General features: G+C 38.0%; 24 protein-coding genes. 8 read left to right on the top strand and 16 right to left on the bottom strand.

The window, feature by feature from the left end:
- Positions 1–15 precede the first annotated feature (15 nt).
- From mnmC to HX124_RS12410, 4 genes are all read right to left on the bottom strand, one after another.
- Positions 16–1,953: a bifunctional tRNA (5-methylaminomethyl-2-thiouridine)(34)-methyltransferase MnmC2/FAD-dependent 5-carboxymethylaminomethyl-2-thiouridine(34) oxidoreductase MnmC1 gene (gene mnmC / locus HX124_RS12425; RefSeq protein ID WP_286383222.1), complete on the bottom strand. Its 1,938-nt coding sequence runs from the start codon at positions 1,951–1,953 to the stop codon at positions 16–18.
- Positions 1,954–2,017: 64 nt separating this feature from the next.
- Complete coding sequence (locus tag HX124_RS12420) at positions 2,018–2,506, bottom strand: SH3 domain-containing protein (RefSeq protein WP_107008285.1); 489 nt, start codon at positions 2,504–2,506, stop codon at positions 2,018–2,020.
- 4 nt (positions 2,507–2,510) lie between these two features.
- Positions 2,511–2,813 (bottom strand): YciI family protein, encoded by a 303-nt coding sequence (locus HX124_RS12415; protein ID WP_286377604.1) that lies wholly within the window; start codon positions 2,811–2,813, stop codon positions 2,511–2,513.
- 14 nt (positions 2,814–2,827) lie between these two features.
- Positions 2,828–3,439 (bottom strand): inner membrane-spanning protein YciB, encoded by a 612-nt coding sequence (locus HX124_RS12410; RefSeq protein ID WP_107008287.1) that lies wholly within the window; start codon positions 3,437–3,439, stop codon positions 2,828–2,830.
- A gap of 47 nt (positions 3,440–3,486) precedes the next feature.
- Between HX124_RS12410 and HX124_RS12405 the strand changes: the two genes are divergently transcribed.
- The gene (locus HX124_RS12405; RefSeq protein WP_286383223.1) at positions 3,487–4,338 is read left to right on the top strand and encodes a PHP domain-containing protein; all 852 of its coding nucleotides are present in this window, start codon (positions 3,487–3,489) and stop codon (positions 4,336–4,338) included.
- Between the two features lie 139 nt (positions 4,339–4,477).
- Here the strand turns inward: HX124_RS12405 and HX124_RS12400 are convergent, their stop codons facing one another.
- Positions 4,478–5,389 (bottom strand): bestrophin family protein, encoded by a 912-nt coding sequence (locus HX124_RS12400; RefSeq protein ID WP_107008289.1) that lies wholly within the window; start codon positions 5,387–5,389, stop codon positions 4,478–4,480.
- Positions 5,390–5,441: 52 nt separating this feature from the next.
- Positions 5,442–6,164, bottom strand: a complete 723-nt coding sequence (radC, locus tag HX124_RS12395; protein WP_107008290.1) for a RadC family protein — start codon at positions 6,162–6,164, stop codon at positions 5,442–5,444.
- A 114-nt stretch (positions 6,165–6,278) separates the two neighbouring features.
- Here radC and coaBC point away from each other — a divergent pair, with 114 nt between their 5' ends.
- The 4 genes from coaBC to HX124_RS12375 all read left to right on the top strand — a co-directional run bounded on the left by coaBC (position 6,279) and on the right by HX124_RS12375 (position 9,763).
- A complete protein-coding gene (gene coaBC / locus HX124_RS12390; protein ID WP_107008291.1) occupies positions 6,279–7,544 on the top strand; it encodes a bifunctional phosphopantothenoylcysteine decarboxylase/phosphopantothenate--cysteine ligase CoaBC in 1,266 nt (421 codons plus the stop codon).
- A 214-nt stretch (positions 7,545–7,758) separates the two neighbouring features.
- Entirely contained in the window at positions 7,759–8,133 is a 375-nt protein-coding gene (locus HX124_RS12385; protein ID WP_286383224.1) for a cytochrome b562, read from the top strand.
- Between the two features lie 159 nt (positions 8,134–8,292).
- Entirely contained in the window at positions 8,293–9,180 is an 888-nt protein-coding gene (locus HX124_RS12380; RefSeq protein ID WP_502872827.1) for a methylated-DNA--[protein]-cysteine S-methyltransferase, read from the top strand.
- Positions 9,152–9,763: an alpha-ketoglutarate-dependent dioxygenase AlkB family protein gene (locus HX124_RS12375; protein WP_286383308.1), complete on the top strand. Its 612-nt coding sequence runs from the start codon at positions 9,152–9,154 to the stop codon at positions 9,761–9,763. Before HX124_RS12380 ends, HX124_RS12375 begins: the two co-directional genes overlap by 29 nt.
- A gap of 11 nt (positions 9,764–9,774) precedes the next feature.
- Here the strand turns inward: HX124_RS12375 and HX124_RS12370 are convergent, their stop codons facing one another.
- The 5 genes from HX124_RS12370 to rsgA form a co-directional block, all read right to left on the bottom strand.
- Positions 9,775–10,254, bottom strand: a complete 480-nt coding sequence (locus tag HX124_RS12370) for a hydrolase (protein ID WP_286383226.1) — start codon at positions 10,252–10,254, stop codon at positions 9,775–9,777.
- A gap of 146 nt (positions 10,255–10,400) precedes the next feature.
- Positions 10,401–10,859: a protein-export chaperone SecB gene (gene secB / locus HX124_RS12365; RefSeq protein ID WP_107008295.1), complete on the bottom strand. Its 459-nt coding sequence runs from the start codon at positions 10,857–10,859 to the stop codon at positions 10,401–10,403.
- 40 nt (positions 10,860–10,899) lie between these two features.
- Positions 10,900–11,157, bottom strand: a complete 258-nt coding sequence (grxC, locus tag HX124_RS12360; RefSeq protein WP_286383227.1) for a glutaredoxin 3 — start codon at positions 11,155–11,157, stop codon at positions 10,900–10,902.
- Between the two features lie 16 nt (positions 11,158–11,173).
- Positions 11,174–11,581: a rhodanese-like domain-containing protein gene (locus HX124_RS12355; protein ID WP_107008297.1), complete on the bottom strand. Its 408-nt coding sequence runs from the start codon at positions 11,579–11,581 to the stop codon at positions 11,174–11,176.
- Between the two features lie 94 nt (positions 11,582–11,675).
- Positions 11,676–12,734, bottom strand: coding sequence for a small ribosomal subunit biogenesis GTPase RsgA (rsgA, locus tag HX124_RS12350; protein ID WP_286383228.1), 1,059 nt, complete (start codon positions 12,732–12,734; stop codon positions 11,676–11,678).
- Positions 12,735–12,856: 122 nt separating this feature from the next.
- Between rsgA and orn the strand changes: the two genes are divergently transcribed.
- From orn to HX124_RS12335, 3 genes are all read left to right on the top strand, one after another.
- Positions 12,857–13,417 carry an oligoribonuclease gene (gene orn, locus HX124_RS12345; protein WP_171405072.1) on the top strand — a complete coding sequence of 187 codons (561 nt, stop codon included), beginning with the start codon at positions 12,857–12,859 and terminating at the stop codon, positions 13,415–13,417.
- A gap of 192 nt (positions 13,418–13,609) precedes the next feature.
- On the top strand, positions 13,610–14,344 hold the full coding sequence (locus HX124_RS12340) for a Bax inhibitor-1/YccA family protein (protein ID WP_286383229.1): 735 nt from the start codon (positions 13,610–13,612) through the stop codon (positions 14,342–14,344).
- A 147-nt stretch (positions 14,345–14,491) separates the two neighbouring features.
- A complete protein-coding gene (locus HX124_RS12335; protein ID WP_107008301.1) occupies positions 14,492–15,295 on the top strand; it encodes an enoyl-ACP reductase FabI in 804 nt (267 codons plus the stop codon).
- A 58-nt stretch (positions 15,296–15,353) separates the two neighbouring features.
- On the opposite strand, the gene HX124_RS12330 is transcribed toward HX124_RS12335, so the two are convergent.
- The 5 genes from HX124_RS12330 to HX124_RS12310 form a co-directional block, all read right to left on the bottom strand.
- A complete protein-coding gene (locus tag HX124_RS12330) occupies positions 15,354–16,784 on the bottom strand; it encodes an efflux transporter outer membrane subunit (RefSeq protein ID WP_286383230.1) in 1,431 nt (476 codons plus the stop codon).
- Positions 16,785–16,794: 10 nt separating this feature from the next.
- Entirely contained in the window at positions 16,795–18,777 is a 1,983-nt protein-coding gene (locus HX124_RS12325) for a MacB family efflux pump subunit (protein WP_286383231.1), read from the bottom strand.
- A 2-nt stretch (positions 18,778–18,779) separates the two neighbouring features.
- Positions 18,780–20,099 carry an efflux RND transporter periplasmic adaptor subunit gene (locus tag HX124_RS12320; RefSeq protein ID WP_286383232.1) on the bottom strand — a complete coding sequence of 440 codons (1,320 nt, stop codon included), beginning with the start codon at positions 20,097–20,099 and terminating at the stop codon, positions 18,780–18,782.
- 98 nt (positions 20,100–20,197) lie between these two features.
- On the bottom strand, positions 20,198–21,190 hold the full coding sequence (gene holA / locus HX124_RS12315; protein WP_286383233.1) for a DNA polymerase III subunit delta: 993 nt from the start codon (positions 21,188–21,190) through the stop codon (positions 20,198–20,200).
- 12 nt (positions 21,191–21,202) lie between these two features.
- The gene (locus tag HX124_RS12310; protein WP_286383234.1) at positions 21,203–21,745 is read right to left on the bottom strand and encodes an LPS-assembly lipoprotein LptE; all 543 of its coding nucleotides are present in this window, start codon (positions 21,743–21,745) and stop codon (positions 21,203–21,205) included.
- Between the last annotated feature and the right edge of the window lie 49 nt (positions 21,746–21,794).

Genomic DNA, 21,794 nt, shown 5'->3' with positions numbered 1-21,794 from the left:
CTTTTTAAAAATAACTTAGCCATTTGGTGCTTGATAATAAGGTTTACGTACACGTACTTTCTTTTGACCTCGTTTGGGGCTGAGTTTTTCTAATAAAGTTTGTGAAATAGGGCAAGCTTCTTTTAAAACCAAAGCGGCTAAGACTTCACTACACAACGGCGCAAATAAAAAACCTTTTGACCCCAAACCTGCGAGTGTATACAGCTCAATTTCTTCAACACCTTGCCCAACGACTGGAAAATAATCTAAAGTTTGTGCACGTACAGAAGCACGACCTTGCCAAGTTTCTATACTTGGTAAAATTTTGGCGTATTCAGGAAAGGCATCTTCGATCAGACTATAATTATGAGCATGGTCTTCAGGCAGTACTTCTGTATCATCACGTTCAGGGTAAAAAGAAGCACCTGTAATCAAATGTTCAGCATCGAATTGCATACAATAACCACCAAAGCTATAGGCAAATTGGGGATTTAAAGTTTTATGACTATTTTTAAGCCAACTAACTTGTCCTCGAATTGCTCTAAGGCGTGGATAATGTGAAAAAAATGCTTGGCTTTCACGCGCACAACAAATAATAACGTGATCAAATTTCCCTAAGCTACTTTGATTTTCATTTAAAAGTTGAAGTTGCGTGTCGTGTTCTGTATTTTTTGCACAACTCGAAATATGTGCATGCTGGAAATGAATCAAAGGATGTTCAAGGATCTGATCACGAAGTTGATGTGGTAATACAGCACCTGCTTGTTTTAATTTTAAGTTGTCATATTGGGTTTTCAGCTCAAAGTTGCTTGCGACACCATATTCAAAAACCTCAGAACTATATTGTTCAACTAAAGCCAATGCCTCTTCTGGGTTTTTTTGCAGCATTTGATGAATGCTAAGCGGGCGAAAAGCATGAAACTGAGGATAGTAGTGCTTGGCATATTGCCATGCTAATGTCATCAAATGATCTGATGTTTGTGCAATTGGGCTAAGTTTTGGATTCAGTAAGGCAAGGGGGTTACCTGAAGCACCTGCCAATGGCGCTGATTGGTCGTAAATGCTGACTTGATGACCACGCTCGGCAAATGCCCATGCAGCACTTAAACCTGCGATTCCAGCGCCAATAATCGCAATCTGGCGCTGAGTAAAGTTAGGGGATGCATTTAATACGCTTTTTTTTTGAGTTAAATGAATATTTTCAGAGGCTTCATTGTTTGAATTAATATTTTCCTGTATTTCTGGTGCATTCCACATCGCTTTGAGCATTTCACGTTTATGCCCAAAACCTTTTGGTCGTGAAATTGAGATACCATGTTGTTTTAAACCGCGTTTTAGTACACCTGCAACACTAAATGAAGCAAAGCTTGTTCCAACGTCAGAAAGTCGAATAATATGATGAAGAATATTTTCTTCCCATAAATCGGGATTGCATGATGGTGCAAAACCGTCTAGAAACCAAGCATTGACCTGATGTGTTTTTGCCATTAAAGGAAATACATCATGTGCATCACCAAGCCACAGGTCAATAGAAAAACGTTCATCAGGAAAGCTTAAACGATGACACCCTGCGATTGGCAATGGATATTGTTGAATGAGTTGTTCTGCCAATGGCTTAAGTTCAGTCCAAACGCTCAGTGCGCGAATCAAATCTTGTTTAGACAATGGAAATTTTTCAACGCTAATCGCATGTAAATGACTGTGATTATTTGGACGTACTTGTTGCCATAACTGCCATAACGCTAAAATATTTAGACCTGTGCCAAAACCTGTTTCACCCACACTAAAATATTCAAAATTATTTAAATTTGCTAAACGATCGGGTAGGTCATTCCCATTTAAAAATACATGGCGTGTTTCGAGTAATCCATTATCTTTTGAAAAATAGACATCACCAAATTGTTTAGAAATAGGAACTTCGATTCCATCAACACATTGCCAATCTAAGTCGGCGGTTTGAATGGCATTTGACAACGTAGATAACCTTTTAAGCGATTAAATAAGTGAGAAAGTGGTTAGACGAGGCAAAGTCAGTGGCTTACCACTGACGACGACGTTTGGTATAAATATAACTTGCAATTAAAAAACCGAGGAGTACGCCAACTGCAATTGTGGCAGCACCATACAAAAACATTTGAGCACTTTGTTCACTTTGTAAGACTTGAACTTGTACACCTAAATTATCATTTTTTAACTGTAATTCTTGGTTTTGTGTAAGGGCTTCTAAATTGGCTTTTTCAAGTTGTTGTAGACGAGTTGCTTGGTCTTTGACCAAAGCTTTGACTTTTGCATCTTGAGAGGCTTTTTCTTTGACAATTTGTTCGGCTGTTAACGGTTTATTCTCTTTAAGCTGTGCTTGATTTTGTACAATTGCATTTGCACCAGCAACAGCAGGAATAATACTGGGTTTATGAGGTTGAGTAAGTTGACTCTCAGTCGTTGTGGTAGCGCTTGGAGCTGGTTCAGCCCATGAGAGGGATGAACCAAATAGAGATAAAACAACTAAGCTTGGGATGACAGCGCGCATCATTTTATCCTTTAGGAAACGCTTTATTAAATGGTTTGACATCCACATGACTATAAACCCCTTCTTTTAGGAAAGGTTCATCTTTTAACCATTCATCTAGTGCTTCACGACTTTCAAAGTCTAAAATCATCGTGCTGCCGTAAAAACCTGCTTGAGGGTTTTCACGATCTTTTGGCATTGCACCAGCAACGATTACACGTCCTTCAGCATCTAATTTTTCTAAACGAGCAATATGTTGAGGGCGAACTGCAAGACGTTTTTCAACTGTACCATCTTGGTCGGTACAGGTAATGACAAATAAAGGCATGAAATCTGACCTAATTAATCTGAGGTTTTAAAATGTTTTCTTAAGCAAAACAGTATAACAGCTAGGTAGCTCAAGGATACGATAATATCGCCAAATGCAGTAAATTCGCCCCAGTATTTGCCATCCATATACAAGAAACCAAAAAAGTAATGTAATGCTGCTAATAGAAAGAATTGACCACACCATGCCCAGTTTAGACGCATCCAACCTTGACGTGTTAAATCTAGCATAGAGCCTAACATCTTTTGAATAATCGGTAAGCGTTCTTTGTTAAACAAAGGTGTAACTAAAAAGCCTATACCTATACCAAGATTTAAAATGACTGCTTTCATTTTAATAAAAGTAACATCGCTAAAAGCAAGCGTAACTCCACCAAAAATCAAAGACATAATGACAATGAACCATTGCATCTTTTCGAGTTTGAATTTTTGAGCAAAGAATAAGCAGCCATAGACCACAAGAGTGGAAATCATCAACGCACAAGTGGCAACCAAAATATGGTTCTGATCGGCATTGCCTGTACTGCCAATGAGCTCAAGGAGAGGATGTTGATTGTCTTTGGGATCTGTCGTTTTATAAAAATAAAAGAAGATAATAATAGGTAGGTAATCAAATAGCGCTTTCATGCTACAGTACAATATTCCAATTTTGGTGGCTTAGCATAATACAAACAATGATTGGTGTCGATTTACATACGCATAGTACAATTTCAGATGGAACTTTCAGTCCTGAAGAATTAATAGAAGCTGCACATGCACTGGGTATAAAGACCTTTGCATTAACAGACCATGACACGATGGATGGTGTGGTACGCGCGCAAAATTGTGCTGAACGTCTGGGAATGCAACTGATTTCAGGGGTGGAAATCTCAAGTCAATGGTCACGACCTGCTACAAAAAAAAGTTATGGGGTACATATTGTTGCATTAAATATGCAAAATCCTGAGCCATTACAACAACTTTTAGCAGAACAAAAAAAAATTCGTGCTGTACGTTCCAAGCAAATTTGTGACTTGCTGATTCCTTTAATTGGTCAAGATATTTATGCCGATGTCATTGCAAAAGTAGACGGTGAAGCGGATCGTGTGACACGAACGCATATTGCTAAAACTTTGGTTGAAAAAGGTATTGTACAACGTCCACAACAAGCCTTTGATAAATATATTAAAGAAGGTAAAAAAGCCTATGTGAAATTTGATGGTTTAGGTCTAAAAGAAACCATTGATGTGATTCATCAGAGTCAGGGCTTTGCCGTATTGGCACACCCAACACGTTATGATTTATCAGCAACCAATATTCGTTATCTGATTGAAATTTTTGCTCAATTTGGTGGTGATGCTGTTGAACTTCCACCAGCGATTGAGTCCATATCTACCCGACAAATGGTCGATCGGATGATTGAGCAGTTTAATTTAAAAGTATCGGTTGGTAGTGATTTTCATGGCAGTCATATGCCTTGGATTAAACTGGGCAATATTCCACGTGTAAAAGAAGGGCAAGTGGGGATTTGGGAGAGTTTTCATTAATGCATAAATGCATAATTTAATTTCTCTCTAACCTTATTCCTAAAAAGAAGCAAAACTTCTTATTACTGAAATTTAGAATAGATAAAGCTTCTTCTTGTGGAGGAATGTTAGGTTAGGATCAGAGAAAAGAAAATTCGAGTTAAAGCAAATTATGATCCTGTGCTTGAATCGGTGGAGGTGTTGGTCGACCTAAAGTACCTAATAACTCAATCTCAATCGTGCGTACCATCGCATCTAATGGTAAATCATTACTTTGTGTACCAAAAGGTTCTTCAATTTCAGAGCTTAAAGCATCTAAGCCTAAAAATGTATAAGCTAAAATTCCAACTAAAAGTGGTGTTGCTAAACCCAATAATGAGCCTAAACTAAAGGGCAACATAAAACAGAAAAAATACACAGTACGATTGAGTAAAACAGAATAAGCAAAAGGGAGCGGTGTCGTGGCGATACGGTCACAACCTGTTTGTACAAGGCTTAATTCATTAACATGCTCATTGAGTTGAGTGTAAATAATATCGGAAATTTCACCTTCTTTCAGAGCTTGCATCAGCTCCCATTGGATCAGGCTGAGTGTGTATTGGGGAGCATTGGACTGTTGATATAGCTGTTTTAAAGCTTGTTGACTCATCCCACTCGTTTCAACTAATACATCGGGACTTGCTGTTTGGTGACGTAAGCGATCGCGTAATACATTTGCAAAAACGATAACATGTTGAATAATTCGCTCACGACGACCTTGAGGGAACATACGACAGTCACGGTCAAAATGGCGTGCATTGGCAATGAGCATGCCCCAGAGTTTACGTGCTTCCCACCAACGGTCATAACAAGCCGTATTTTTAAAGCCTAGAAAAATTGACAGTACAACACCGATTAAAGTAAATCCGACTAAAGGTAATTCTGGGAAACGATATAGACCCGTATATTCAATTCCACCCACAATGGCAGAAATCAGCATAACAAAACCTAATGGTGGTAGTACCTTGGGTAAAATTGTGCCACGCCATGAAAAAAGTAGTTTAAAAGTATCGTTTTGTTCCCGAACAATCATGTGAATCGAATCATTTATTTTTCTACGATCTTCCTCACTTCCTCACACCTTGTCAATACGATTTCGTAGTTAAATGTACGGCTTTGATTTGTTGATGCTCTGCAAATGAATAATTTTTATCTATTGTAATGATAATATGATCAATGAGTTGAATTTCGACTAACTGACATGCCTGAAAAATTTCTTCTGTTAATTGTAGATCTGTTTCCGAAGGCAATGCTTGACCATAAGGATGGTTGTGTGCAATGACTAAAAAAGTCGCTTGCTTTTGGATGGCATAACGTAAAATTTGATTGATAGAAATAGAACAATAATTAAGTGAACCATAAAATAATTTTTTAAAACTAAGTTTGCGTAATTGGCTGTCTAAGCACAATACAGCAAAAACTTCTTGTGTTTCACCAACCAGTTCATAACGTAGGTATTCTTGAATTAAATCAGAACGACTTAAGTCCATTCCTTGGTATAAATGATGTCTTAGATAGCGCCGTCCTAACTCTTTAACTGCCATCAGTTGTGAGTACTTCATTTCAGCAATACCATGAAATTGCTTTAAATCTTCAAGTGCGGCATCAAATACACGATTTAAACTGCCAAAATGTTGAATGAGTAAGCGTGCGAGTTCAACAGCAGAGTGCTGTTTTGATCCTGAGCGTAAAAATATTGCCAATAATTCGGTATCAGAAAGACTTTCTGCACCTTGCTGAAGTAAACGTTCTCGTGGGCGTTCTTGTTCTGGCCATTCTTTGATAGAGGATTTTGTGGAATGATTCATTCTTATTCACTGTATTGATTTATTTTAATTTTCACTTTTCTCCTTTGAGTGACTTGGGAGATACATTATTTAATGATATTGTGAGCGCCACTGCAACAGAAAGGTAGCCTGATCGTGAGTTTCGATCTCAGTGTATTTTCTAATAAAAATATTATTCTTGCTGTCACTGGCGGAATTGCGGCATATAAAAGTGCGATTCTTGTCCGTCGTTTAAAGGATTATGGTTTTAATGTTCGTGTGGTCATGACTAAAGGTGCTCAAGCATTTATTACGCCATTAACCTTTCAGGCATTATCAGGTAATCCAGTTCATACTGAATTATTAGACCCCGAAGCAGAAGCGGGCATGGGGCACATTGAACTGGCACGTTGGGCAGATTTAGTTTTGGTTGCACCTGCAAGCTGTGACACGATTGCTAAGTTTGCAGCAGGTTTAGCAGATGACTTACTCAGTACATTATATTTAGCCACGAAAGCACCTGTTTGGGTTGCACCTGCAATGAATCAACAAATGTGGGCAGCAAAAGCAACTCAACGTAATCTCAATACGTTGGTTGAAGATGGTGTACATGTCATCATGCCTGAAGCAGGTTCACAAGCATGTGGTGATGTGGGTTTAGGGCGTATGCCTGAGCCTGAAGTATTAGCTGAACAAGTCAAAGATTATTTCCACCAAGCCCAAAGAGCAATTGCAGAAAAATTTGGTTTGTTGGCAGGGAAAAGAGTGACAATTACAGCAGGTCCTACACGTGAAGCCATAGATCCTGTGCGCTATATTTCTAATCATAGTACTGGGAAAATGGGCTTTGCGATAGCTGCTGCATGTTATAGCGCAGGGGCAAAAGTCACTTTATTAGCAGGTCCTGTGAGCTTAGATACACCAAATGGTGTGAAACGTATTAATGTTTCATCTGCCTTAAAAATGCTCGATGAAAGTATGAACCAGCTTGAAGAAGGCTGTGATATTTTTATCGCAACCGCAGCCGTAGCAGACTATAGAGTGGCTGAAGTTGCTGAACATAAAATTAAAAAATCGGGCGATGAACTCAATGTTTCACTGATTAAAAACCCTGATATTGTCGCAACGATTGCTCAGCAAGAGAAGCGCCCATTTATGGTAGGTTTTGCTGCTGAAACACGTAATGTTGAAGAATATGCAGCAGGTAAGCTTGTAGCAAAAAAACTAGATATGATTGCTTGTAATGATGTCTCTCGTGCGGATATTGGCTTTGCTTCAGATCAAAATGCCATGATTGTGTTCTTTGCTGAACAATATCAAATGGAAAAACGTGATTTAGAGAAAGCATCTAAACAAGAAATTGCTCAGCAACTTGTTGAGGCAATTCACGATGCCTTACATCATGAAATAGAGCCCGTTTAATACGATTTAATTTAATTATTGAATATTTTAAGATGTATTGCTTAGGTGAAATAAGCTGATCATAACCAAAGAAAATGCAACGAATTCGTTGCATTTTTTATTTGCAATTTTCAATGATTTTAAATTATGTTTAAGCATATAAATGGACAATAAATATAACACTATTGCGCTATTTAATTTTTATTTACAGCCACAGTTTTAAAGGATGATCGAGATGATCAAAAAAACTTTAGCCACGATGATACTTGCTTCAACATTTGTCATGAGTTCAATGAGCTTTGCTGCAAGTCTAGAAGATAATATGAAAACCCTTGCAAAAAACTATAAAGCATTTAATCAGAGTAATAACGCTGCTGATGCCAATAAAGCTTTAGATAATATGCGTGTTGCAGCAAATGATGCTAAAAAAGTTAAACTCAAAGGTCGTGGTGATACACAAGCCCCAAGCTCAACACAATTATATGATCAGATCATTGCAGAAATTGATAAAACTCAATCATTGGTCAAAGGTGGTCACTTAGATCATGCCAAAATAGAAGCAAAGAAAATTGCTGAGATTCGTGATCAAGGGCATAAAATTTATCGTTAAATTGATCATCAAATTTGAAAGTTAAATCTGTCCCTTTTAAAGCCGCATTGAGATGCGGTTTTTTATGGTATGAAATATTAGAAAAGTGCGCATGATCTGGATTTATTTTTATCTTTGCGGTTGATAAGGTGGTTTAAAAGCAAGACGAAAAAGGAGAGCATGATGCAGCAACATATACAGTTTGAGCGTATTGCCAAAGCCATCGAATATATTCAACAGCATTTTAAAGAGCAGCCTAATTTAGATCATGTTGCGGCACAGCTTCATTTAAGTCCTGCACATTTTCAACGTTTATTTACAGAATGGGCAGGGACTAGCCCTAAAAAATTTTTACAATACATCAGCTTACAACATGCTAAGACACTTCTAAATACACCAAAATCATCTTCTATTTTAGATGCGAGTTTTGCGACAGGTTTATCAAGTTCAAGTCGTTTGCATGATTTATTTATTCAAATTGAAGGGATGAGTCCTGCTGAATATAAAAATGGTGGTTTAAATTTATGTATTGAATATGATCTGGCAGAAACGCTTTTTGGAAAAGTCTTTATCGCTTCTACATCTAAAGGAATTTGTGCGATGAGTTTTGTGGAAAATAAAGATCAAGGTTTGCAAAATTTAAAAGAAAAATTTTCAAATGCACAGTTTTTGGAAAACAAGAATGAAAGACAAAATAATGCTTTAGATTTTTTTCATGCAATCAAGCGAGGTCAAGAAAAAGATCAAAAACAGCGTTTAGCACAAATAAAATTGCATCTAAAAGGTACAGACTTTCAACTCAAAGTATGGGAATGTCTATTAAAAATTCCTCAAGGACAATTGTCGAGTTATGGTGAAATCGCTGAGTATATTGGAAATCCAAAAGCCTCACGTGCTGTTGGAACTGCAATCGGTCATAATCCTGTGGCATTTTTAATTCCTTGTCATCGTGTCATTCAAGCTACGGGTGCTTTAGGAGATTATCATTGGGGAAAGACACGCAAGAGCGCAATGATTGGCTGGGAAGGAGTGCAGTGTGATGCAACATCTCGCAATGAATCATATTGACCCACAACAAAATTTATTACCCTATGACGGTTGTGTCTATTATTTAGGTCAAATATTGACTGAAACTGAAGCAAATGATTATTTTGAAAAGTTACTGATGTCCATTGCATGGCAACATGATCAAGCCATTATTTTTGGTAAAACCCTAACGACAAAAAGAAAAGTGGCATGGTATGGCGATCAAGCATTTGAATATACATATTCCAACATTCACAAATATGCTTTGCGGTGGACACCTGAATTATTGACATTAAAAGCTTTGGTCGAAGCCAAGACAAATGAAACCTTTAACGCTTGTTTATTGAACTTATACCATACAGGTGACGAAGGAATGGCATGGCATAGTGATGCTGAAAAAGACTTAAAAAAGAATGGTGCCATAGCATCATTAAGTTTTGGTGCTATACGAAAATTTGTGTTTAAACATAAACAAAGTAAAGAAAAGATAGATGTCATTTTAGAAAATGGCAGTTTATTGGTGATGAAAGACACTACACAGACGTTTTGGCTTCATCGCCTACCACCGACCAAGAAAATAAAGACAGCAAGGATTAACCTAACATTTAGAACGATTGTTGAGTAATTTTGTATGTTCTATGATTCGTCACGGCGAACTAAAAAGCCTATCCCACCAATTGCCAATCCAACTAAACAGCCATAAAAAATAAATGAATAAGGCACTAAAGTTGCTAGTATTTGCGTTTGATTGAGTGGGAAAAATGGATACATATCTGTATGCATGAGCGCATCTAAAAATAGATGACTAAAACTACCAATGAATGCACTCAACATCGCAGTTTTCCATGATATTTGCCAGTTGCTTTCTTTGAAAATGACCCTCAAGGTAAATTCGCTGATCGGCTTCCCGATCACGATGGCAATGCAGCCTATGAGCAATGCACCAAGTAAATGATGAGTGTAGAGGTGTAAAGTATTCCAACCTAAAATCATGCCAAATAAGGGTTCTAAATCCATTAACACTTGTGTACCTGCAAAAATCATAAAACTAAATTGTTGATGAGCAATCGCTTTGCAGCTTGCACCTAAGCCTAAATGTAATGGGGTAAATGGCATGTTGAAGCCTTTATTTTTTTGTTTATTTTCAAAATTATAAAATGGTGTTGTTGTGAGAAGTGTGAAGTTTAGGTGAAATCGAAAGCGCATCAAAACAAAAAAAGACCGCATAAAGCGGTCTTTTTAGTAAAGTCATGGCTTAAAAATTAAGCTTGACCTTCAACAGCAGCGGCTTGAGCACGTTCCATATTTGCTTCAAACTCTGCATCAAAATTGATTGGAGTAAGAAGTAATTGTGGGAAGCTACCTTTAGTCACTAAATCATTTACCGCTTCACGAAGGAAAGGGAATAAAATATTTGGACAATATGCGCCTAAGATGTAAGGAAGACGGTCTTCTTCGATTCCATCAATAAGGAAAATACCCGCTTGAGTGACATCAACGATAAATGCAGTTTCACCTGCATTGTTGGCTTGGACGACAACTTTTAAAGACACTTCAAAGTGAGTAGGATCTACTTTTTCTGCAGAAGAAGACAAATTGATGTTTAACTCAGGTTGCCATTCTTTAGTAAAAACTTGTGCTCCTGGTACTTCAAAAGATAAGTCTTTTGCATAGATACGTTCTAAAGCAAGTTGTGGTTGAGCTTGTTGTTCTTCAGTCATTCTTTATATTCCTTAAGATGAATAGCTAATGTACAGTTGTTTATGCCAATAAATCGTCAAGTTTGCCTTCTTTTTCTAAAGCGTAAAGCTGGTCAAACCCACCAATAAATTGATCTTTAATAAAAATTTGTGGCACAGTACGGTGACGAGTTTTTTGCATAAGCTCAACTTTCACTTCAGGTGCCTCTTGATCGAGATTGATTTCGGTAAAAGCAACACCTTTACGCTCAAGAAGACTTTTTGCACGAACGCAATATGGACAGAAAGTGGTTGAATATACGATTACTTCAGTTGTCATTTTATAACTCCTTAAGTTATTTCGCTTTGACCAAAGGTAAACCTTGGGCTTTCCAATTGCTAATACCGCCATCTAAACGATAGCTGTCGGTATGACCGACTTGTTGTAAAGCACTGCCTGCAACTTGCCCCATATTACAAATGAATACAAGTGGACGATCAGCAGTTTTTAACTCTTCGAGGTGACTAGTAATTTTGCTGTATGGAATATTTCGGCTACCACTGATATGACCTTCGCGAAAATCTTTGGCATCACGTAAATCAATCAACATTGCATTTTTAGCTTTAACTAAAATACCCAATGATTGTGGAGAGATTTTGCGACCGTTGCGTTGACCTTCGAAAACGAAGAACAAAACAACCAATACAGCTAAAATACCGAATAAAAAGGGGTGATTCCCCATAAATTCAAACCAACGTTCCACAATGCACCTAATTACAATCAAAATTTGTGTCGACGAGTATAGCCTATATATATGGTGATCAAAATCACTGCTTCAAGGCTACATTTAAAGAAAATTAATTTTTTTGTTGCGCCTCAGTAATTTCTTCAACTAAGCGTAAATAACTGTCTAAGCGTCGCGATAAAATTTTACCTTCAGCTACAGCATTTTTTAAAGCGCATTGTTTTTCATGGGTATGGGTACAATTACGATACTGGCAATGCCCTAGAAAATCCGCAATATCAGGGAATCCTGCATCAATTTTCTCTAAATCTAAATGCCAAAGCCCAAATTCACGAATACCCGGTGAGTCAATCAGCGCACCATTTTCACCAAAGCGAATTAAACGTGTAGAGGTCGTGGTGTGTTGCCCTAAAGCTGAATTTTCAGAAATGATATTGGTTTTTTGTGCTGCATTAGGAACAATGACATTGATCAGAGAGCTTTTACCCACACCAGATTGACCGACAAAAGCAACCGTTTCATTATCAAGACGTTGTGCAAGTGGGCTTAAGTCGCCTTCAGATTGTGTAATGAGGACTTCATAACCTAAATCTTGATATTCTTTGAGCATATCTAAAATAGGATCATTTTCTTTGAGTAAGTCAGACTTATTGAGTACCAATAACACTGGAATATCTGCATCAGCGCAAGCAACGAGATAACGATCAATCAGTGTGGGCGCAGGCTCAGGTAAAGCAGCAAACACAATCACAATTAAACTAATATTTGCTGCTACAGGTTTAACCTTATGATAACGGTCAGGGCGGGTGAGTAATGATGTTCGTGGATGAATGGCTGTGATAATACCCAAACCTGTATTGGGATCAGCTTGCCATCTGACTTTATCACCTGTGACCAAAAGTTCTAAGTTTGTACGTGTATGACAACGCCAAACACTGCCGAGCTCAATGGCTTTCCAAAATGGTTCAGGATCACCTGCTTTAACCTGCGGTTTTTCAGGATGTTGATCAGGAACAGAAAGGGCTTGTACTTCAAGTTGGCGTCCATAATGTTGGACAACTAAACCTTCGAGGTCATTTGAAGTGTCGATTTCTTCTTGACGTGTTTTATGTTGTTTCTGAATGCGACGTTGTTGCTGTTCAGTTAAACGACGTTTACGAATTAAAGCCATTCATGTCCTAAAAAACCATAAAAATAAGAAGGCAAAAATAACATGCTGAACGAATGAATTACAGCGCAGATGTCAGAAATTTGCTACTATTCATGTTTTATAGCCTAATAAGATTGCACTTTATGAGCAGCAGCACCCCAGATACACGCTTGATTTGGATTGATCTTGAAATGACAGGTCTTGATACAGACAATGATCAAATTATTGAAGTTGCGACCATTGTAACGGATGATCATTTAAATATTCTTGCGGAAGGTCCAGTGCTAGCAGTACATCAGTCAGATATTATTTTAAATGCGATGGATGAATGGAATACCAAACAACATGGTCAGTCAGGTCTGATTGAGCGTGTACGTCGTAGTAAATTGACTGCACGTGATGCAGAGTTACAAACTTTAGAGTTTTTAAAGAAATGGGTAAATCCAAAATCATCGCCAATGTGTGGTAACTCAATTTGCCAAGATCGTCGTTTTTTACATCGTTTAATGCCTGAAATGGAACAATATTTCCACTATCGTAATTTAGATGTATCGTCTGTGAAAGAGTTAGCAAAACGCTGGCGCCCTGAGATTATGAGTGGTCTTAAGAAAAATGCCTCACATTTGGCAATGGATGATATTCGTGACTCAATTGCAGAGTTAAAATACTATCGTCAATATTTCTTTATCTCAAATCAAGATTAATTCGATATTTTGTAAGCGAAGAAGGGGCAGAAATTGCCTCTTTTTTATGCGCTGTGTATTTTAAAAAATTAAGTTATACTGCTTTAGGCAATATTTTTGGTTTTGTTACAAAAAGAAGTAAGCTGTACATCAATTTTAAAATAATCCGTTTTACAATCCCTTTATATTTTAAATATTACAATGAGTTGAAATATGCAAAGTAATAATCCTATTTTAACCCGTGTGGAAACACATGCAGATTATAGTCAACCCATGACCATTCAAGGTGCAATCCAAAAGTCAGTATTATTGACTGTAATTGCGGCTGTGCTTGGCTTAGGTGTTTTTCTTTATAGTTTCGCCACTGCGAATTTTGGTCTTGCTTATGCAGCGGCAATGGTCGGTGCTATTGGTGGTTTCATTATTGCTTTAGTGGCAACTTTTAAGCCAAATACAGCGCGTGTTCTTGCTATTCCTTATGCTTTATTTGAAGGTGCATTTTTAGGTGGTGCATCTGTGATTTTTCAGTTGAAATTTCCGGGTGTTCCTTTACAAGCATTACTGGCAACTTTTGTAACGACTTTTGTGATGTTTGGTTTGTATCGTTTTCAAATTATTCGTGCAACTGAAAAATTTAAATCGATTGTGATGTCTGCAACAATCGCAATTGCTTTGGTTTTTGTTGTGCAATTCATCATGAATTTGGCATTTGGTTCAAGCATTCCTGGTCTATTTGAAAGCAGTTGGTTAGGCATAGGATTTGCAGCTTTTGTTGCTGTAATCGCATCATTAAACTTGATCTTAGATTTTGATTTGATTGAAAATGCTGCTGCGCAACGCGCACCGAAAGCATTTGAATGGTTATGTGGTATCGCATTATTAGCAACCTTAGTTTGGATGTATTATTCATTCATGCGTTTATTTAGCTTATTACAAGGCGATGATTAATCCTTGATGATGAACATTTGAAAAATCGCTCTTTATGAGCGATTTTTTTATGATTTAGTGAAAGATATAAAAAAAGATGCATTATGCAATTTTGTTCTGTCTTGAGTCTTGGCATTATGCATACAAACTTATTCGAGTGAGAATTTCATGGCACAAGGACTTTTGGCAGGTAAACGCTTCCTGATCGCAGGTATCGCAAGTAAATTATCGATTGCATTTGGTATTGCTCAAGCACTTCATCGTGAAGGAGCAGAGCTTGCATTTACTTATCCAAATGAAAAACTGAAAAAACGTGTAGATGATTTTGCTGAACAATTTGGTTCAACACTTGTTTTCCCTTGTGATGTTGCTGTTGATGCTGAAATTGATCATGCATTTGCTGAACTTGCTAAGCATTGGGATGGTTTAGATGGTGTTGTGCATTCAATTGGCTTTGCACCAGCACATACTTTGGATGGTGACTTTACGGACGTAACTGATCGTGAAGGTTTTAAAGTTGCGCATGATATTAGTGCATATAGCTTTATTGCAATGGCGCGAGCAGCAAAACCATTATTACTTGCGCGTCAAGGTTGCTTATTAACATTGACTTACCAAGGTTCTGAGTCAGTTATGCCAAACTACAATGTAATGGGCATGGCAAAAGCATCTTTAGAAGCAGGTGTACGTTATTTGGCATCGAGTTTAGGTGCTGAAGGGATTCGTGTAAATGCAATTTCGGCAGGTCCAATCCGTACTTTAGCAGCTTCAGGTATTAAATCTTTCCGTAAAATGTTAGATGCGAATGAAAAAATTGCACCGTTAAAACGTAATGTTACGATTGAAGATGTCGGAAATGCCGCACTTTTCCTTTGTTCACCTTGGGCAAATGGTATTACAGGTGAGATTTTGTATGTAGATGCAGGTTTCAATACTGTGGGTATGAGTGCATCAATGATGGATAGCGAATAAGTTATTCATGACTTGATAGTAAAAAGGCACTGAATTCAGTGCCTTTTTTATATGACATTTATGGTGTGACTTCAGTGATGGTGGTATTTGGTAACTGCTGAATCGGGCTACCACCGAGTGCTTGCATTAAGGTTACATAAGCATTGTATTGATTTTGCTTGACTTGTACTAAAGACAGTCGTGCATTACGCGTGGTTTCTTGCGCATCTAACAGATTTTTTAAAGCAATTGCACCATTGCGATAACGTACATCCGTTAAACGTTCAGTTTTCTCAGCCAATTCTAAATTTTTCTGCTGCAAAGCAACTTGTTTATCTAATTCAATTCGATTAGAAAGTGCATTTTCAGTATCAGCAAAAGCTTGATATAAGGTTTGTCGATATTGAATAATGGCTTTTTCATAATCCAATTCACTGATTTTTAAATCCTTTTTCATATCATTATATTGCAAGAAGGGCAGGCTTAAACTTGCACCTAAAGTTAGGGCAGGATTTTTCAGTAAATTGGTCAGTGACGTACTGCTTGAGCCTAAGTTCCCCGTCAAACTTATAGACGGATAATAACTGGCTTTAGTTGCATCTTTAGAAGCCAGAGCTTCACGTAAACGTAATTCTGCGGCACGTAAGTCAGGACGACGTGACAAAATATCGGCAGGCAAACCCGCTGTAATATTCGGTAAGCGAATACGTGGTAATTTTTTGGGTTCTTGAATATTGAGTTGTTGTACAGGAATTTGTAAGAGCACCGCCAAAGCAGTGCGTGTTTCTACTAACTGCTGTTCAATTTGACTTAAACTGGCTTTTTGACTTTGCACAGATTGTTCTGCTTGAGTCAGGTCTAAGCCTGAAACTGCACCTGCACGATATTGAGTACGTACCAGTTCATACAGTTTTTGTGTGGTGGCTAAACTTTGCTGTGCGACGGTATAGCGCTCATTTAAATAACCTAATTGCCAATACAAATTTGCTGTCGTGCCAATCAGCGTTTGCCCTGTCGCTTGTAGATCTTGTTCAGTGGCTAAGGATTCCCATTTTGCCGCTTCAGTTTGACGCGCTAATTTTCCAAATAAATCGACTTCATAGCTGACACCAGCACTTAAGGATAAACCTTTTGCACTGTCATCACCTGAATTTAAGTCAAAGCTATGTCCTGTAGAAACGCCTGAACTTACACGTGGACCTTGTTGGTCACGTGCTAAACCTACTCTTAAACGTGCAGTTTTTAAATTAATCCCTGCTACCGCTAAGTCCGCATTTTTAGCAACAACTTGTTCAACAAGTTGATTAAGCTGAGCATCATCAAATAAAGTCCACCATTGGTCTGCATAAAGACTGGCTTGAATATCCTGTTGATTGACTTTGTTATAAGCAAAGCTATTTGGAATATCAACAGTAGGGGCTTGATATGGGGTTTTGACCACGGCAGCGCAGCCAACGAGTGAACTGCCTAAGATCAATGCACTTAAAAGTTTGGTGACATTCATTTGCATGGTTATTTCCTTATTCTCTAGACAGGGCATCAACAGGGTCAAGCTGTGCTGCATTACGTGCGGGAATAAATCCGAACACGACACCAATTAAGGTTGAACATACAAAAGCTGCAACGATGGAGGTTGTTGAATACGCCATTTCAAAGGAACCTTTAGCAACATGACTGATAATCTGCCCAATACCAAGCGATAACAGCACCCCTAAAATTCCACCTAAAATACACACCAAAATCGCTTCAATTAAAAACTGTTGTAAAATATCACTTTGACGTGCGCCAACAGCCATACGTACCCCAATTTCTTGTGTTCGCTCAGTGACGGAAACCAGCATAATATTCATTACCCCAATTCCACCAACAACCAATGAAATCACAGCAATCGCAGAAACCAACAAGGTCATGGTTGCAGTAGTTTGCTCAATGGTTTCACGAATACTGTCAGAGTTTTGTGTAAAGACATCCTGTGCGCCATGACGCTGTTCTAGCAAGCTGAGAATGGCATTTTCTGCCACAGCCGTAGGATATTCATCCTTAATACGGACAATGATACTTCGCACGTTAGATTGTCCTAACATTCGACTCATTACTGTTGAATAGGGCAAATATACATTTAAACTGTCAGAATTTCCCATCATGCCTTGTTGAGCATCAACAATCCCTATAATTCGACTGGGTACGGTACCCAGTAAAATGACTTGACCTACAGGATCTGTGCCATCAGCAAAAAAAGTATTTTTTGTATTGGTATCAATAACAACATCTTGAGCGCGTTGAGTCACACTATGTTTATCAAATGCTTGTCCTGCGGTAAATGACATTCCTCTAACATCAAAGAAGTCTTCGCTAACACCATTGACTGTAATGGCTGCTTCAGTATCTTTATAGCGTCCTGTTAAACTAGAATTCACAGATGGACTTACACCTTCGACATAGGGCTGCTCTGCTAAAGCATCAGCATCTGCGGGAATTAAAGTTTTGACTTGTGCAGTTTTAGAATTATCACCAAAGCCGCGCCCTTGGAAAATGGTAATGGTATTGGTGCCTAAACTGCTAATATTCTCCAAAATTTGCTTTTGAGAACCATTACCTAAGGCAACCACCGAAACCACCGAAGCAATCCCGATAATAATCCCAAGCATTGTCAAAAAAGTTCGCATGCGATGCGCATTCATTGCTAATAAAGCCATGCGAAATGCTTCACTAAAACGATCTAATGCAGCTCGCCAAACAGAAGATTTTTTTTGCTTTTCAATGCCATCAAGTGTAGCTTCAGGATCTCGAATAACTTCTGTTTCAGGTGTATTTGGTGTATCTGCAATGATATTACCATCACTGATTTCAATAATACGAGTCGCATTTTTTGCCACATTCATATCATGGGTGACAAGAATAATGGTATGACCTTTGGCATTAAGTTCACGCAAAATTCGCATCACTTCAATACCGCTATTTTTATCCAATGCACCTGTTGGTTCATCAGCAAGAATAACATCGCCACCATTCATTAAGGCACGGGCAATAGATACACGTTGTTGCTGACCACCTGACAATTGGTTTGGGCGGTTTTGAGTTTTTTCAGCTAAACCCAGTTCTGTGAGTAGTTCTTTAGCGCGTTCTTGGCGTGCTGTTGGATTAACACCTGCATAAATTGCAGGAACTTCGACGTTACCTGCTGCATTAATATCACCTAATAAATGATAACGCTGGAAAATAAATCCAAAATATTCACGGCGTAACTGGGCTAATTCATCAGGTTCTAATTGTCTGGTTTCACGTCCTTTGACCTTGTAACTACCAGAAGTTGGTTTGTCCAAACAACCTAAGATGTTCATTAGGGTTGATTTACCCGACCCAGATTGACCGACAATGGCGACCAATTCACCTGCATAAATCTTTAAGTCGATGCCTTTTAAAATCTGAACTGTAGAATCACCCGCAGGAAATTCACGGATCAGATTATTCACCTCCAGAAGAGGTTGCTGATTTTGATCCATGTTTAAAATCTCATTCCGCCACGATTACTACGTTTTGCTGAGTCATTGCTTGTGTCTGAACCATCAGCGATCACCACTTGATCTCCTTGTTTTAGACCACGAATGACTTCAGCAGTTACACGGTTATTTAAACCAATAAGGACTTGTTGACGTTTGGCTGTACCATCTGCTTGTACAACACGAACAGTGGCAATAGATGCTTTGCCTTGATCAACTAAAGCTTTTTCATCCGCAGTAAGTTCTAGACGCTGTGGACGATCTGCATCGGCTTGATTTTTTGTATCTGTTTTATCTGTATCAGATTTTTTATCAGTATTACGTTTGGCACGTTGTGGGCGGCTTTGTAATGCAGAAGCAGGGACAGTCAGTACATCTTTTGCTTCAGCCAAAATAATATATACCTGCGCTGTCATATCAATACGCAATTTTCCATCATCATTAGGAACATCAAATAAAGCATTATAGTAAATCGCTGTACTCGAAGAAGAAGATGAGGTATTTGAATTTTCTGTATTAATTGACTCTGGTGCAGGTTCAACTTGACGTAAAGTTGCGTAACGTTTTTTCTCACTATCTCCTAAGGTTGTAAAATAAACTTTTTGACCTTCTTCAACTTTCATTACATCTGCTTCAGAAATTTGCGATTTAATTGTCATCGTGTCAAGTTGTGCTAATTTTACAATTGTAGGTGCGCTTTGGTTTGCATTTACCGTTTGACCTTCTTCAGTCACAATAGCCACAACAGTACCTGTCATTGGCGCAACAATTTGGGTATAGCCTAAATCTTCTTTGGCAGTTGCAAGAGTGAGTTTAGATTGCTCAATCTGTGCATTCATAGCAGTAATTTCAGCTTGTGCTGTTTTAAATGCTGCTAATGCACTTTCATATTCAGCTTTAGATGTTGCATCTTGGGAAAACATACTTTTTTGACGATTATATTCAGCTTCAACTTTCGCTAAATTGGCTTGTTTCGTGGCTAATTGAGCTTGTTGATTTTTAATACTCGCTTCAGCCGTTTTCAAATCATTGGTTTGGCGTACTGAGTCAATTTGTGCAATCAGTTGACCTTGCTTCACTTGGTCACCTAACTTGACATACATTTTTTTGACCTGACCTGATACCTGCGCACCAACACTGACCATTTTAGTGGCTTCTAAATCACCCGTTGCTAAGACCGAGTCTTCAATATCACCACGGACAACTTCTGTGCTAATAAATTGTGGTTGTTCGTTTTTAGGTTTTAACATAAACCAAGAAATTGCTGCAATAATGGCAATACCAACCACAATTAAAATGACTTTGGATGATTTTATTTTAGGCATATTGGTTTTGAGCAAATGAGATAATTGCTTAAATTATAAGGGGTAAATAAGGATAAAAAGTGAATTTTTTTAACAAATATAAATGATAATTATTTTCTTTAAGCTGATTCAAACAAACTGTACCCACATAATAGGGCAACCGCTTGTTGAATTAAATGTTCAGGTTTTTCTTGACTTAAGCCTTTTATCGCTGCATCAATACGCAATAAAACCGTAGGCCAAACTAAAAAAGACTGTGGCTTTAAGCGTCTGAGCGCTTGTTGGTAATTTGCAACTTTATTCTTCCAAATACCAAGCTGTAAAGCATTTTGCGGTTGTTCATAGAGTTGCATCAGCAAACGCATTTCTTTACTTAATGTCCATAAAATTAAACTTGCAGGCTCACCAGCCTCGATTAAGTAATTTAAAATTTTAGCAGACTGTGCATAATGACCAGCGAGAACAGCATCACTTAAATCAAAACTACTATAACGAGACTGGTCTTGTAAGCATTCATAGAGATGTTCAATTTGAATGTGATTTTGTTCTGGAAACGTATCTGCAACACGCATCAAGCTGTTTTTAGCTGCAAGTAAATTATGTTCATGATGCTGTTCAAGCCAAAGCCAAGCGTCTTGATCGAGTTGAATACCAAGCCGATCGGCTTCTATTGATAAAATACGTTGACGATCTTTAGGATAATGAGCAGCGAGTTGTACCACAACGCCATTGGCTTCAACGGTTTGGAAAAAACTGGATTTTAAGCTATTCGCATCTTGTTTTGGCATTACAATCAAAAGAAGATTGTGCTCATTGTATTGAATATATTGCTTAAGCAGTTTTAGACCATTTGCATCAGGTTTGATATTGCCATGCACTTCCACAGCCAAGTGCTGAGAAAATAAAGATAAACTGTCTAAGGCATTAAAAACTTGCTTCCAATCACTGGTATTATTTAAGTCGTAACGTTGCCGCTCAACTTCTTGAGCATTCCATTCCTTACGAAAAGCATCTAATAAATTTTGCTCAAGCAGTGGCTCTTGACCATGCATAATCCAAGCACCACGTGCTTCCTGTGTACGTTTAAGGGCTTGGAGATAGTCGAGTTTCATAATCTAATCAATTTACTGTGCTGTTTTTGGTGTTGCAGTACTTGGTAAGTATTTGGCTTTAGGTAAGCGATTTGCTGAAATTTGACGGCTAATTTGCTGTGCAATATCGTCAATAATGACTTGTTTTAAATATTTCTCTTGTTGATCATCTGTATTCACAGTTGCAACATCATACTGATAACTACGCGCTGCTGTTAAAGTACGTGCTTCAGTAACAGGATTACCTTGCTGATCTTCGATTTGAAATGTCACACTTAAACGTAATAATGTTTCAATCAATTGACCATTTAGCTCATGGCGAATTGGTTTGTAGTCTAAAATACGTAAGACATAAGCATCACTTGCTTGACCTAATTGAACACCTGACGCAGTTAAATAAACACTCAGTTTACTTTCTAAGTCTTCTGTATTTTTAGGAAGCTGTAAATTTAATTTGGTATAAACTAAAGGAGTTACTTGCGGATTTGTTCCTTTTAAGTGAAAACCACAGCCGACTAAGCCTGCACTCAGCCCTAAAGTTAAGACAATCGCTGCAACACGTTGAACCAAATGCATGTGGAGTCCTCTAAAACTTCCTGAATGGAAAATAATTTTAAATCTTGAG

It is taken from the genome of Acinetobacter sp. 226-1 (genome assembly GCF_030329325.1).
In the GTDB taxonomy this organism is placed as follows: domain Bacteria; phylum Pseudomonadota; class Gammaproteobacteria; order Pseudomonadales; family Moraxellaceae; genus Acinetobacter; species Acinetobacter sichuanensis.
Note: the sequence above shows the minus strand (reverse complement) of the source record. Positions and strands in the feature narration are given on the sequence as shown.

Bases quoted from the DNA above. Each gene is read 5' to 3' on its own strand.
- HX124_RS12420 (WP_107008285.1), bottom strand. From the start codon at position 2,506: ATGCGCGCTGTCATCCCAAGCTTAGTTGTTTTATCTCTATTTGGTTCA.
- HX124_RS12415 (WP_286377604.1), bottom strand. From the start codon at position 2,813: ATGCCTTTATTTGTCATTACCTGTACCGACCAAGATGGTACAGTTGAA.
- HX124_RS12410 (WP_107008287.1), bottom strand. From the start codon at position 3,439: ATGAAAGCGCTATTTGATTACCTACCTATTATTATCTTCTTTTATTTT.
- HX124_RS12405 (WP_286383223.1), top strand. From the start codon at position 3,487: ATGATTGGTGTCGATTTACATACGCATAGTACAATTTCAGATGGAACT.
- HX124_RS12400 (WP_107008289.1), bottom strand. From the start codon at position 5,389: ATGATTGTTCGGGAACAAAACGATACTTTTAAACTACTTTTTTCATGG.
- radC (WP_107008290.1), bottom strand. From the start codon at position 6,164: ATGAATCATTCCACAAAATCCTCTATCAAAGAATGGCCAGAACAAGAA.
- HX124_RS12385 (WP_286383224.1), top strand. From the start codon at position 7,759: ATGATCAAAAAAACTTTAGCCACGATGATACTTGCTTCAACATTTGTC.
- HX124_RS12380 (WP_502872827.1), top strand. From the start codon at position 8,293: ATGATGCAGCAACATATACAGTTTGAGCGTATTGCCAAAGCCATCGAA.
- HX124_RS12375 (WP_286383308.1), top strand. From the start codon at position 9,152: ATGCAACATCTCGCAATGAATCATATTGACCCACAACAAAATTTATTA.
- HX124_RS12370 (WP_286383226.1), bottom strand. From the start codon at position 10,254: ATGCCATTTACCCCATTACATTTAGGCTTAGGTGCAAGCTGCAAAGCG.
- secB (WP_107008295.1), bottom strand. From the start codon at position 10,859: ATGACTGAAGAACAACAAGCTCAACCACAACTTGCTTTAGAACGTATC.
- grxC (WP_286383227.1), bottom strand. From the start codon at position 11,157: ATGACAACTGAAGTAATCGTATATTCAACCACTTTCTGTCCATATTGC.
- rsgA (WP_286383228.1), bottom strand. From the start codon at position 12,734: ATGGCTTTAATTCGTAAACGTCGTTTAACTGAACAGCAACAACGTCGC.
- orn (WP_171405072.1), top strand. From the start codon at position 12,857: ATGAGCAGCAGCACCCCAGATACACGCTTGATTTGGATTGATCTTGAA.
- HX124_RS12340 (WP_286383229.1), top strand. From the start codon at position 13,610: ATGCAAAGTAATAATCCTATTTTAACCCGTGTGGAAACACATGCAGAT.
- HX124_RS12335 (WP_107008301.1), top strand. From the start codon at position 14,492: ATGGCACAAGGACTTTTGGCAGGTAAACGCTTCCTGATCGCAGGTATC.
- HX124_RS12330 (WP_286383230.1), bottom strand. From the start codon at position 16,784: ATGCAAATGAATGTCACCAAACTTTTAAGTGCATTGATCTTAGGCAGT.
- HX124_RS12325 (WP_286383231.1), bottom strand. From the start codon at position 18,777: ATGGATCAAAATCAGCAACCTCTTCTGGAGGTGAATAATCTGATCCGT.
- HX124_RS12320 (WP_286383232.1), bottom strand. From the start codon at position 20,099: ATGCCTAAAATAAAATCATCCAAAGTCATTTTAATTGTGGTTGGTATT.
- holA (WP_286383233.1), bottom strand. From the start codon at position 21,190: ATGAAACTCGACTATCTCCAAGCCCTTAAACGTACACAGGAAGCACGT.
- HX124_RS12310 (WP_286383234.1), bottom strand. From the start codon at position 21,745: ATGCATTTGGTTCAACGTGTTGCAGCGATTGTCTTAACTTTAGGGCTG.